The sequence below is a fragment of the Thermanaerothrix daxensis genome, from assembly GCF_001306145.1.
GTDB classification, from domain to species: domain Bacteria; phylum Chloroflexota; class Anaerolineae; order Anaerolineales; family Anaerolineaceae; genus Thermanaerothrix; species Thermanaerothrix daxensis.
On sequence record NZ_LGKO01000002.1, the window covers coordinates 1,186,481 to 1,198,716 of the forward strand.

A 12,236-nucleotide genomic window follows, 5' to 3' on the forward strand; every position below is an offset into this window, starting at 1 on the left:
AAGGGCTCGATCTTCAGGACACATTAAATGACATGATGATAAGTTCCGGGCGCGGATACCAGCCTGTGGCTTTCCAGAAGGCAACGGCCTCTTGGTTATCGGCATAAACGAAAAGATGGGCTTTCTCAACTCGCATCTCTTTTAGCCGTTCCAGGCAACGTTCGACCAGCGCACGGCCAATACCCTGTCGCCGGTACTCGGGATGGACTGCCAGGTGGTAAAGGTAGGCACGCCGTCCATCGTAACCGCACAATAGGGTGCCGACCAGTTGTTTGTTCAGCTTGGCCACCCAATTTAATCCAGGATTGCGTTCCAGAAACTCAGTGATAGCCTCAAGAGAATCTGCCTGGCTTAATCCTATGCCCGGGCTGTCTTTCCATAGCGCCATAGCATCTTCGTAATCTTCAGGAGAAAAGGGGAGAATTGAGATCATGAGCATCCTGGCCTCTAAGAGAGATTTATTCTCCAACTCGCCACGAAGTGATCATGGCACACTGTTCATCGGTCTCAGGAGAGGAGCGCCACCACTTGATGGTCTCTCTGCGTAAATACTGCAAACGTTCCAATGCTTCCGGCCCGGTGATGCCGTGGCGAACCAGATAGCATCCTACTACAGTCCCGGTGCGCCCAAGCCCAAACCAGCAGTGCACGTACACGCCTTTATTGGCAGCGAGCGAGTCGTCGATAGAATCTAGGATCGCTCGCATGGTTGCGCGCCCGGGTACTCCGAGCTCAGCAATTGGGAAGCGAATGTGTTCTGCCTCTACGCCTCGCTCGGTTGCCTCCTGGCGAAGCAACTCCTGGTAAGGTTCTAGTTCTCCATCCCAGGTGAGATCAATGAACACACGTATCCCCAAGTCCAGCAGGGCACGCAAACGCTGCCGGGTATGTTCTGGATTATGACTGCCTGGATACTCACCAGCCCGAAACCTCCCGGGTACCACCCAGTAGGAATCGGGTAGCCAATTTGATGGGTGGGCCGCATCCGTCATCTATTGTCAAACCTCTCCTGAGATAAGAGTATAATTTCGTTAGTTTTTTGCTTGCACTCCGGATGTTTGATGATTTTACCTCAATCTGAATTTCCTCGAGGACCTCTCAAGATGATGCACTTAACTCTAGAACATCCTCCTCATTGGTTAGATCGTCCCCTCTGGAAATCTTTAACCCCGTTGCGTCTGGAAACGCTTTTTGTGCTGGTGATCCTGGGGTTGGCTTTGTTTACTCGCCTGTATCATTTGGGGGACCGGGTGATGAGCCATGACGAGGTCAACCATGTGGTTCCTTCGTGGGAACTTTACATGGGGCGAGGATATCGGCACGATCCAATCACCCATGGACCGTTCCAATTCCACGTGGTTGCTCTTACTTATTTCCTTTTCGGAGATAATGACTTTACCTCACGCATTCCGGCTGCACTCTTCAGTGTTGCGACAATCGCCGTAGTGCTCTTGGGGTACCGGCGTTATTTGGGAAGAAGCGGTGCGTTGATTGCCGGCGTGCTCTTTCTAATTTCACCCTATATGCTTTTTTACGGTCGTTATACGCGTAACGAGGCTTTTGTAGCCTTTTGGGGCGTCGTCACACTGCTGGCTGTCTTGAAATATTTGGAACAAGGGGAGAAACGCTGGCTTTACATCCTGACGGCGGTAACCGCGCTTCAGTTTGCAACCAAAGAAACTGCCTTTATTTACACGGCTCAGTTGCTGCTCTTCCTGGCAATCCTATTCATGGCACGGAGCGTGCGCTTTCCATGGCCAGATGCCCGTAAGCATCTTTTATTCAACCTTGCTCTAACCGGGGCATTGTTAGTTCTGGTGCTGGCCGTTGTGCTGTCGGGGTGGAATGCGATTGCTAATCGCGGGGTTGCTGCATCTGCAACCGGTAGTATCAGTCCAATCCAATTGGTCGAGGCTAGCCTGGCATTGATTGGTTTGGCGCTGGGCTTGATGGCTGCCATCCTCCTGCTGCGTGAAGTGGGGTGGTCCTATTTGCGACAGGAGCGCAGTCTAGATATGTTGCTTCTTGTCGGCACGTTGATACTACCTCAGTTGACAGCATTTCCGGTTAAGATCATTGGTGTCTTGCTGGGTCAGAACTGGAATCCACTGGACTACTCGCCTCAGGGGATCTTACGCAGTGGCATTGTGCTGGTAGTGTTGACGCTCATTGCAGCAGGTGTGGGGCTCCTTTGGAAACCCCGCCTCTGGTTGACCAATTTTGCCCTTTTTTACGGAATTTTTGTGGTGCTCTATACCACGGTTTTTACGAACGGGTTTGGCTTCTTCACCGGCATTGTGGGATCTTTAGGATATTGGTTGGAGCAACAGGGGGTCAATCGTGGCACGCAACCGTGGTACTACTATGCTCTTTTACAGATTCCAATGTATGAATACCTGGCCGCTTTGGGGACGTTATTAGCAATTTACCTGGGTTGGCGCTACCGTCGTTTCAGCCAGATCCCGGGGGAATCGCCAATGCCGCGGGCAACCGCTTTACCTGATGGGTGGATGGGGTTTGCCTCGGAAGAGAGAGTCGCTCAGAACCTGGACCGAGAGGATAACCCAGAGGTGCCAGTAGAGAAAGCAGAAACCTTGCCCGTTCTTGGTTTGCTGGTCTTTTGGGCGGTAACCAGTTTGGGGGCTTACTCTCTGGCGGGTGAAAAGATGCCCTGGTTAACAGTGCACATTGCCATGCCCTTGTTGTTATGTGCGGGTTGGGGCCTGGGGGCATTGGTGGATAGAATGCCGTGGGCCGTTATTCGCCAAGGGCGAGCATGGATCGGATTGCTCCTCGTTCCTGTATTCCTCAGCGCGGCAATTGGTGCAGTCATGGCCTGGGTGGGCCCTATTGTGCCTTTCAGTGGTTATACTCTTGAAAACCTTCAGGTGACTACCACATTTTTGTTTGCAATTACCGCGGCGATAATAAGCGCCAGGGCATTGATTTATGTGTTTAAAGGTTGGCGGGGGATGGATGTGCTGAAGTTATTACTCCTCTACTTTTTTGCCTTTCTAGGTATCCTTACTTTTCGTACCGCGGCAATAGCGGCTTATATCAACTACGACACCGCCAAGGAGTTTCTGGTATATGCGCATGCAGCCAGTGGCCCCAAGGAGATTCTGGCGCAAGTGGAGGAAATTTCACGCCGGACGACACGCGGCCTGGACATTCAAGTGGCCTATGATAATGATGCCTTATATCCTTATTGGTGGTATTTTCGTGATTACCCGAATAAGCGATATTTTGCTGAAAACCCCACCCGCGATCTACGAGATGTGCCTGTGATCATCGCTGGCAACAGTGCGAATTGGAGCAAGTTGGATGCCATCACCAAAGGGGAGTTTGTTCAATTTGAGTATATGCGTCTGTGGTGGCCAATGCAGGATTATTACAACTTGACCTGGGATCGGATTTGGGGGGCTTTGCGTGATCCCAAAATGCGCTCGGCAGTATTTCAGATCTGGTTTAATCGGGATTACACGGCTTATGCGCAATTGACTGGAAATCAAAATTTAACTTTGGAGAAATGGGAGCCGAGTGCGAAATTACGCTTTTATGTGCGCAAAGACATTGTAGCCCAGATTTGGAATTACGGCGTTTTGCCTGAACAGGTCCCCACAGTGGAAACTGATCCCTACCAGAAAGGGATGGTGCAGTTAACACCCGAGTTGGTGGTAGGCCAGGTGGGCGTGGGAGGGAATCTACCTGGTCAATTTCAAAATCCACGCGGAGTGGCTGTAGCCCCGGATGGTTCGATTTATGTGGCGGACTCGCGCAATCATCGCATTCAGCACATCTCCGCCTCTGGCAAGGTCCTCAACGTATGGGGTGGGTTTGCTGATGCTACAACAGGCGAAGCGTCAGGAGGCACATTTAACGAACCCTGGGGAGTGGCGGTAGGTCCAGATGGAAGCGTCTATGTGGCGGATACCTGGAATCACCGCATTCAGAAGTTCACCGCTGAGGGACAGTTTATCACCATGTGGGGGTACTTCGGCCAGGCCGAACGCCCCGAGGCTTTCTGGGGGCCGCGTGGCGTAGCCGTGGATGCACAGGGGCGAGTTTATGTCACGGATACAGGTAATAAACGGGTGGTCATTTTCACTGCCGATGGACAATATATCGCTCAGTTCGGTGGGGCAGGAGTGGAAGCCGGCAAATTCGATGAGCCTGTGGGTATCGCCCTGGATGGGGAGGGGAACATTTACGTTGCTGATACCTGGAATCAGCGAGTGCAGGTGTTTCGCCCCGATTTCACCAATAACCTCTTTTTGCCCATCCGGGAATGGGAAATTCACGGTTGGTACGGTCAATCATTGGATAATAAGCCCTTTATTGCGATTGCCCCTTCAGAGCATGTTTTCTTGACCGATCCCGAAGGCTACCGTGTGCTAGAGTTTGACCCACAGGGCAATTTTGTGCGTGGTTGGGGAGACTACAGCACAAGCACGGATGGCTTTGGTTTACCTTCGGGGTTAGCCATTGATGTACAAGAGCGTGTGTGGGTGAGCGATGCAGGTAACCAAGTGGTGGTGCGCTTTGTGTTACCTTAGCCTGTAATTCCTTTTGCTTGAAGAAATATTCATCCAGCGTTTATCGGCTCTTAACAACCCCACAATGGGGTGTTAAGCCTTTAAGGGTATGCTTGAAGGCAAAGGAGGAACGTGGCAATGAAAAGCAAGGCAAGAGGCTATCCCCATATTCTAGTGACAAACGACGATGGTGTGCTTGCACCGGGGTTGTTAGCCTTAGCACAAGCCATGCGTGCGTTGGGAGAGGTGAGCGTTCTCGCCCCAGAACGTAATTGGTCGGGTGGGGGGCATGTGAAGACTCTGGATCGCCCTTTGCGAGTACGGGAGTATCGGTTATCTGATGGAAGCCTGGCTTTTGCCAGCGATGGTGCTCCTTCAGATTGTGTTTCATTGGCTGTGTTGGGATTCTTTAAACGACCTATTGATCTGGTGGTTTCAGGGATCAACCAGGGGGCCAACTTGGGGCACGATGTCACCTATTCGGGAACGGTCACCGCAGCAATGGAGGCAGTCATTGCCGGAATTCCAGCAGTGGCCTTCTCGCTGGAAGTTAGTGAGAATGATCTAGATGGGGTAGATTATCAACCTGCGGCTCGGCTGGCTCAGAAAATCATTGGACAGGTGCTCAAAAATGGGCTGCCGGGGGGCACGTTGCTCAATGTTAATATTCCTGCCCTGCCAGAGAAAAAGATTCGGGGTTTCCGTATAACCCGCCAGGGCTTGAGAGTGTACCATAATCGTCTGGATGAACGCACTGACCCACGAGGAAGAGCATATTACTGGATCAGTGGTGATGTGCCCACGGGTGTTCCCGAAAAGGGAAGCGACGTAGGTGCTTTGGCAGAGGGTTTTGTTTCCATCACCCCGTTACATCTTGATTTGACAGCCTATCGCGCTATGTCTGACCTCTACACCTGGGAATGGGAGGAAGATGAATTGTCTCTCTCTAGCGATGATGGCTTGGGGATGGGATTTGACGCTCATAAAGTAATCTGTTCAGCGGATTTTAGAGAAGGGTAGCAGGTGAGCAATGATTGTTTTCTAAAGAGGTTCTTTTCAAAAATTCAAGCGTGGTTTTAGTTAAGATTCAGACATAAGTTCAGACAGGGGAAACAATGGAGCGAAAAGTGTCTCTGACCGAGGCCACGACCCGGCGGAATTCTTGAGGGGATATCTTGGGGTTCACTTTTGGGAACACAAATGCTCCCGAAAACACTTTGGATTTGCGACTGTGTTTGGGGTAAAGATGTGAGCGCAGTTTTTCCCCCACCATCAGGAGGGTGGCATAGGCGATCAGCATCCATGCCACCATCTTTTTCATCCATTCTCGTTTTTATGTATCATCTTATCCAAGCCGAGCAAGGTTTTCAAGGCGCGCAACATCTCCTCGCTTTTCATGCGTTGGAGATAAACCTCCAGCCCTCGCTCAGCAAGTAAGTTGGTCATCACTCACAGGGGTTCACGGAAACCCTATCGCCACCGTTCGATCACATTGACCCGGACTTTGCCCACTTAGAAGATGTGGTTGAATGGTCGTTTCTCGCCTTTTTGAACCCACAAGAGGAGATCCGTTGCCCCTCCTGGTCGGAGAAGGTTGCACCGCCTTTCGGTCGAATGAGAAAGTTGACGTGCTCCGTTTCCGTGGTTTGCATCCATGCCAGGTGACTGAATTTACGATCCAGAACCAGGGGTTTATGTCCCAGGAACGGCTTCATGACTGCAAACGCCTTGAAGGGGATAACGATTGCGCGAGGTGACTTCAGCGTTGATCGTGGTCGAAAAGCAACTCACCCCATAGCAGGGAATGGCTCGCCCCCGATAGGGGGTGGCAAGTAAGCCGAAATCGGGCAGGCGATTCTGGCAGCCCGCTCCTTACGCTTGACCAAGATTGCGGCTAAAGTGGAAGGCAGTAGGGATGCCGGCGCGCTGGACGCCTCGTCGAAGGGATAGGTGAGTCTTGAACCAATTGATTACATGGAATCGTTAGGTCTCACTTCTTGCGCATGTCCTCGATGAAGAGCTGGCTGATAAACAGGATAACACTTACCACCAGCGAGCCAAGGAAGGCTCCCCAGAAACCGCTTACCGTGAATCCAACCCCGAATTGATTGCCAACCCATCCTGCCAGGGCAAATAGGCCCGTATTAATCACGAGGATTCCCAGGCCTAGTGTCAGGATAATGAAAGGGCAACCCAAGATAACCAGAATCGGACGGATAATCGCATTGATAACTCCAAAGATCAGAGCCAGCCAGATAAAACTCAGCCAGTTATTTGAAGAAGGTTGGATGTACTGGGGACTTAGTAACGCCACGGCGACGTAAAAAGCCAATGCCGTTACGAATAGGCGAATTAAAAAGCGTTTCATTGCTAATTCCTCCAATTTGGCATATATGCGTACCCATTATAAGGGCATTTCCATCCAAATAAGTGTTTGTTGGGGGCTAAAACCACAGGCTAAGAAGGTCTCGTCATCTTCACCTGCCGGATAGTTGATGGAAAGAGGGCGTCGTCTCCCGAATTTCTGGCGCATGATCGGGAGCAAGGCCTGCAAGGCCCGAGCGGCCCGATCTGGACATGGGGCAATCCAGAGCCAATCGGAGTAGTAGGATGTGGCTTCCCAGGTGCAAAACCCCAATGGCTCCTCGTGTTCTAACGCTGTAAAGTGGATCAGGGGAGTCTCGCTGAGTAGGTTCCTCAATTGGTTCAATAATCCCGGCCGGAAGCGTCGAAAATCCAGAGGCAGATTCCAGGCCACTTGTTCGGGGTAGGTTCGCTTCAGCCAAGCGATTTGCAATGCCCATTCGTTGGGGCGTCGGGATCGCACATAGGCGCCGAAATGATCAGGATGTATCTTCTGGGAAGGTTCTGCTATCCAGGTTGTGCGTCGAGCGCGTTCTTGAAAGCCCAACCCCTCATATAAATGAAGCGCCGCGGGGTTGTCTTCCCTAACTTGAAGCCAGACTGAGGGGTAGTTCCAGGATTTGAGGAAATGAAGGGCTTTTTCTGTTAATCTCTTGGCAATCCCTCGGCGACGGTAGTCAGGGTGAACAGCCACATTCACAATAAGGGGGCGACGGGAGCCGGCTCTGGGTAGGATAATGCCCAAATTGCCCACAATTCGACCGTTTTCTTCCCACACAAACCCGCTCATTGGAGGTGGCGTAGCCAGAGTGGAGGAAAAACCACTATGGAGTTGAATGCCCCAGGTGCGCATGCGCCTTAGATACTCCCACCCATCTTGATCCATGGTACTCGCAAAGCAGATTTCAATCAGGTCGGCAACAGCCAGGATATCCTGAGGTAGATGCAGAGGACGAATATGAGTTTCCTCTTGGGTGAGGATTTTTTCCATAACAAGGATATTTTACCCCATTCGCTTGAACAGGCGTTTTATTCAATCCGGCATATATAAAAATCTTATGCAAGGCTTTTACTTTGTTAATCTGAAGGTGCTATAATCCTTGCAGGTTAGAGTATCACTTTTCGTATCTATTATGAGGATGTTACGCTTATGATGCGATTTGACCGATTTACCGAACGAGCCCAAGAGGCTGCTCAACGCGCGGCTGAGATCATCCAACGTTATGGTCACAACCAGATTGACACCGAGCATATCCTGCTGGCGCTCATTGAGCAGCCACAAGGTGTGATCCCGCAAATCCTTGAAATTTTGAAGGTGGATGCCAGCATGTTGGCTGACCGCCTGGATTACATCTTGCGCACCAGCCCCAAAGCCAGCATTTTTGGCGGAGGAGCGGGGCAGATTTTTATTACACCACGGGTCAAGCGGATCATTGATCAGGCGAACGAAGAAGCCAACCGCTTGAAGGATGAGTACATCTCCACAGAACACATCTTTCTGGCAATCCTGAGCGAACGCAATACGCCTGCCGCTCGTCTGCTTGAAGGTGCGGGCATTACACGGGAGCGGGTGTTAGATGCCATCATGCAGATACGAGGTGGCCAGCGCGTGACCGATCCTCAGGCCGAAACCCGCTACCGAACACTAGAGAAGTATTCACGGGATCTGACAGCACTGGCGCGTGAGGGTAAGCTGGATCCGGTCATTGGACGCGATCAAGAAATCTTGCGGGTCATGCAAATCCTCTCGCGCCGGACCAAGAATAATCCGGTTTTGATCGGTGAGGCTGGTGTGGGAAAAACGGCAATCGTAGAAGGACTTGCCCAGAAAATTGCGGCGAACGACGTGCCAGAAATCCTGATGGGAAAACGGGTCGTTCAATTAGACTTGGGGGCAATGATTGCTGGAAGCCGATTCCGTGGCGAGTTTGAGGAACGTTTGAAGGCTGCTATTGAAGAGGTCCAGCGTTCCGAAGGTGAGATCATCTTATTTATTGATGAACTGCATACCGTGGTAGGGGCGGGAGCGGCTCAGGGAGCAATGGACGCTTCCAACATGCTTAAGCCTGCATTGGCACGGGGCGAGTTGCAGTGTATTGGCGCTACAACCCTAGATGAATATCACAAGTACATTGAGAAAGATGCAGCTTTGGAACGCCGTTTTGCGCCCGTTTATGTGGATGAGCCTTCGGTAGAGGAAACCATAGAGATGCTGCGCGGTCTACGTGACCGCTACGAAGCCCACCACAAAGTGCGCTTCTCAGATGAGGCTCTGGTGGCTGCAGCGCGGCTCTCGGCCCAATACGTCACCGAACGCCACTTACCAGATAAAGCAATTGATCTGATTGATGAGGCGGCCGCGAAACTGCGTGTAGCATTGTATTCGTTACCTCCCGAACTGAAAAAGATGAAATCGGAAATTGATCGTCTGCAAGCCGAAGAAGAGCAAGCGGGGCTAGAACGTGATTATGAACGAGCGGCGCGTAAAAAAGCCGAACGCCTGCGCTTGCAAGAACAATTTGAGAAATTGCGTGACCAGTGGGAGTCTGAACATAAACTGGATGAAGTGGTGGATGTAAATGACATTGCTGAGGTGGTTGCGCAGTGGACGGGAATTCCGGTCAGCCAAATGATGGAATCGGAAGCTGAACGTCTGGTGCATATGGAAGAGCGGCTAGCTGAACGGGTCATTGGACAGGAGGAGGCGATCCGGGCAATTGCGGATGCCATCCGCCGAGCGCGAGCGGGTCTCAAAGATCCGCGCCGGCCAATTGGATCATTTATCTTCATTGGTCCATCAGGAGTGGGCAAAACGGAACTGGCGAAAGCCCTGGCCGAATTCCTTTTTGGAGACGAAGATGCGTTGGTTCGGCTGGATATGAGCGAGTATCGCGAGCAGCATACCGTTTCACGGCTTTTCGGCGCACCGCCTGGCTATGTGGGGTACGAAGAGGGCGGTCAACTCACCGAAGCCGTACGCCGGCGCCCTTACCGGGTCATCCTCTTTGATGAAATTGAAAAAGCCCACCCAGAGGTTTGGAATGCGTTGTTGCAAATTCTAGATGAAGGCCGCTTAGCCGATGGGCAGGGCCATGTGGTGGATTTCCGGAACACTGTGCTGATTATGACCAGCAACCTGGGCACTGAGTTTGTGCGCCGTGGAGGGACGCTGGGCTTTTTGCCTGATACCCAGAACGATGAGGATCGCCTTAACCAGGAAAAGATCCAGAAAGCACTCAAGAGCACTTTCCGTCCAGAGTTCCTTAACCGCATCGATGAGATCATCATGTTCTCGCCGCTGACCCAGGAGCACATGTACAGGATTGTGGATCTGCAAATGAAAGAGGTGCGTCAGCGGTTGTTAGAACATGGGCTGGATGTGGTGCTGACTCCCGCAGCGCGTCGTTGGCTGGCGGAAATCGGGTATGACCCCAGTTTTGGAGCCCGACCTCTGCGGCGAGCGATTCAGAAGTACATTGAGAGCCCGTTGTCAGTCAGCATTCTTGCGGGGCAGTTTCGGGTAGGCGATAAAATCATTGTGGACTATCAGGAAGGCGATACCAAACCAACCTTCCGCCGGGCTGAAGAGGTGAGCGAATCCATTTTGCAAGAGCAACCGGCCGAATCCTCACGCGACTAAAATCAACCGAGGGTGCGAAACACTTCGCACCCTCGGTTTTGTTTCGAAATATCAAGCGGTTTCCAGAAAACGCTCTAACTCCCAATCGGTGACCTGGATGCGGAATTCTTCCCATTCCGCCAGTTTAGCGCGGCGGTAAGCCTGGTAGAGGATTGGATCAAAGGCGCCCTTGATCACCTCGTCTTTCTCCAATTCCTGGAGGGCCTCATAAAGTGAGCCGGGCAGTTCTTTAACCCCTACTTCATCGCGTTCTTCAGGAGTGAGTTCATAAACGTTCACATTGTTGAGGGGGGCTGGGCAAGGAATTTTGTGATCAATCCCATCCAGGCCTGCCACGAGCATTGCGGTGAAAGCCAGGTAGGGGTTAGCCGAGGGGTCCGGGAAGCGCAATTCCGCGCGTGTGGCTTTATGCTGTCCAGGGGTGTAGCGAGGGATGCGAATGAGAGCCGAGCGATTGATCTGTGCCCAGCAGATGTAAACCGGGGCCTCATAACCTGGGACCAGACGCTTGTAAGAGTTAACCGTTGGAGCGACAATGGCTGCCAACGCACGAGCATGGGCTAATTGGCCAGCGATGAAACCATAGGCAATTGGAGAGAGATGAAATTCGTCTTGAGAATCAAAAAACAGATTGTTCCCTTGCAAATCAAACAGGGATTGGTGGCAGTGCATCCCCGAGCCATTGATTCCAAATACGGGTTTGGGCATGAAGGAGGCAATCAGTCCATGCTGTGCAGCAATTGCCTTCACGGTGTACTTGAGGGTGAGGACATTATCCGCAGTACGTAGGGCGTCTGCGAAGCGAAAGTCAATTTCATGCTGCCCAACAGCAACCTCGTGGTGGCCCACTTCAACCTCTAACCCCATGCTTTTCAGCGCGGCCATCAATTCTGTACGCACTCGAACTGCTTCATCGTCTGAAGAAAAATCAAAATAACCCACTACATCATGAGGTACAGGGCGAATCGTCTCGGTTCCATTGCGGCGAAAGAGGAAAAACTCAGGTTCTGGACCTACGTTGAACACCCATCCTCGCTGTTCGCGGAGTTTGGCCAGGGTACGCTTGAGGGTACCGCGCGGATCACCCGGAAAAGGTGTGCCGTCGGGTTGGTAGATATCACAGAAAAGGCGTGCACGCCGCATATCAGGTGGAGACCAGGGCAGAACCGCATAGGTGTCGGGATCAATATGGAGGTGCATGTCGCTTTCCTGAATGCGGGCAAACCCCTCAACGGAGGACCCATCGAACCAGACGCCGTTTTCAAGTGCGCCTTCCAATTGGCCCACAGGCATGTCTACGCTTTTTACTGTTCCCACTACATCCACAAACTGGAGGGAAACGAACCGCACATTATCTTCTCTCACTCTGGCAAGAACGTCTTTAGTATTCATAATACACATCCTCCTTGGCTTAAAAAGTTTATGGACATGCCAGGCATGCCCATTTTGGCGATGAAATGGGTGCCCCTTCATAAGGATCAAGCCGGCAAGGATTTCATCTACGCCGGACTACCACCGGGTGGGCTTTGGCCGGTTGTTGCCAACCGCTTTTGAACCCAAACCCTTGTTTCGAAGGGAGAAAGAAGCCTGTGGTCGGGCTTCAGAGGCATCCGCTGATCGTTCCGATTTTCCCCTGATTACAACCCCCTCTCAGGGTTAGCACTCTCCTCGCGGAGAGGAACCTCCACCTCGTCACC

Annotated in this window: 9 protein-coding genes; 3 read left to right on the forward strand and 6 right to left on the reverse strand. The window is 51.9% G+C overall.

All coding sequences use genetic code 11. From position 1 onward, the window contains the following. Nucleotides 1-13: 13 nt before the first annotated feature. Nucleotides 14-439 carry a GNAT family N-acetyltransferase gene (locus tag SE15_RS05835; RefSeq protein WP_201778055.1) on the reverse strand — a complete coding sequence of 142 codons (426 nt, stop codon included), beginning with the start codon at nt 437-439 and terminating at the stop codon, nt 14-16. Between the two features lie 19 nt (nt 440-458). Next, nucleotides 459-992: a protein-tyrosine phosphatase family protein gene (locus tag SE15_RS05840; protein WP_054521138.1), complete on the reverse strand. Its 534-nt coding sequence runs from the start codon at nt 990-992 to the stop codon at nt 459-461. Nucleotides 993-1,103: 111 nt separating this feature from the next. Between SE15_RS05840 and SE15_RS05845 the strand changes: the two genes are divergently transcribed. Both SE15_RS05845 and surE read left to right on the forward strand, forming a co-directional pair. After that, nucleotides 1,104-4,556 carry a flippase activity-associated protein Agl23 gene (locus SE15_RS05845; RefSeq protein WP_160316669.1) on the forward strand — a complete coding sequence of 1,151 codons (3,453 nt, stop codon included), beginning with the start codon at nt 1,104-1,106 and terminating at the stop codon, nt 4,554-4,556. A 117-nt stretch (nt 4,557-4,673) separates the two neighbouring features. Then, a complete protein-coding gene (surE, locus tag SE15_RS05850) occupies nt 4,674-5,555 on the forward strand; it encodes a 5'/3'-nucleotidase SurE (protein WP_083461732.1) in 882 nt (293 codons plus the stop codon). A gap of 79 nt (nt 5,556-5,634) precedes the next feature. Here the strand turns inward: surE and SE15_RS05855 are convergent, their stop codons facing one another. From SE15_RS05855 to SE15_RS05870, 3 genes are all read right to left on the reverse strand, one after another. After that, nucleotides 5,635-5,856: a hypothetical protein gene (locus SE15_RS05855; RefSeq protein WP_054521140.1), complete on the reverse strand. Its 222-nt coding sequence runs from the start codon at nt 5,854-5,856 to the stop codon at nt 5,635-5,637. Between the two features lie 669 nt (nt 5,857-6,525). Continuing rightward, complete coding sequence (locus SE15_RS05865) at nt 6,526-6,903, reverse strand: phage holin family protein (RefSeq protein WP_054521142.1); 378 nt, start codon at nt 6,901-6,903, stop codon at nt 6,526-6,528. Nucleotides 6,904-6,939: 36 nt separating this feature from the next. Further along, nucleotides 6,940-7,890, reverse strand: a complete 951-nt coding sequence (locus SE15_RS05870; RefSeq protein ID WP_054521143.1) for a GNAT family N-acetyltransferase — start codon at nt 7,888-7,890, stop codon at nt 6,940-6,942. Nucleotides 7,891-8,052: 162 nt separating this feature from the next. Between SE15_RS05870 and SE15_RS05875 the strand changes: the two genes are divergently transcribed. Beyond that, the gene (locus tag SE15_RS05875; protein WP_054521336.1) at nt 8,053-10,539 is read left to right on the forward strand and encodes an ATP-dependent Clp protease ATP-binding subunit; all 2,487 of its coding nucleotides are present in this window, start codon (nt 8,053-8,055) and stop codon (nt 10,537-10,539) included. 51 nt (nt 10,540-10,590) lie between these two features. Here the strand turns inward: SE15_RS05875 and glnA are convergent, their stop codons facing one another. Then, a complete protein-coding gene (gene glnA, locus SE15_RS05880) occupies nt 10,591-11,931 on the reverse strand; it encodes a type I glutamate--ammonia ligase (RefSeq protein ID WP_054521144.1) in 1,341 nt (446 codons plus the stop codon). Nucleotides 11,932-12,236: the final 305 nt, after the last annotated feature.

What these genes read in the sequence shown, in the direction of transcription:
- SE15_RS05835 (WP_201778055.1), bottom strand. Translation starts at nt 439, where the DNA reads ATGCTCATGATCTCAATTCTCCCCTTTTCTCCTGAAGATTACGAAGAT.
- SE15_RS05840 (WP_054521138.1), bottom strand. Translation starts at nt 992, where the DNA reads ATGACGGATGCGGCCCACCCATCAAATTGGCTACCCGATTCCTACTGG.
- SE15_RS05845 (WP_160316669.1), top strand. Translation starts at nt 1,104, where the DNA reads ATGATGCACTTAACTCTAGAACATCCTCCTCATTGGTTAGATCGTCCC.
- surE (WP_083461732.1), top strand. Translation starts at nt 4,674, where the DNA reads ATGAAAAGCAAGGCAAGAGGCTATCCCCATATTCTAGTGACAAACGAC.
- SE15_RS05855 (WP_054521140.1), bottom strand. Translation starts at nt 5,856, where the DNA reads ATGAAAAAGATGGTGGCATGGATGCTGATCGCCTATGCCACCCTCCTG.
- SE15_RS05865 (WP_054521142.1), bottom strand. Translation starts at nt 6,903, where the DNA reads ATGAAACGCTTTTTAATTCGCCTATTCGTAACGGCATTGGCTTTTTAC.
- SE15_RS05870 (WP_054521143.1), bottom strand. Translation starts at nt 7,890, where the DNA reads ATGGAAAAAATCCTCACCCAAGAGGAAACTCATATTCGTCCTCTGCAT.
- SE15_RS05875 (WP_054521336.1), top strand. Translation starts at nt 8,053, where the DNA reads ATGCGATTTGACCGATTTACCGAACGAGCCCAAGAGGCTGCTCAACGC.
- glnA (WP_054521144.1), bottom strand. Translation starts at nt 11,931, where the DNA reads ATGAATACTAAAGACGTTCTTGCCAGAGTGAGAGAAGATAATGTGCGG.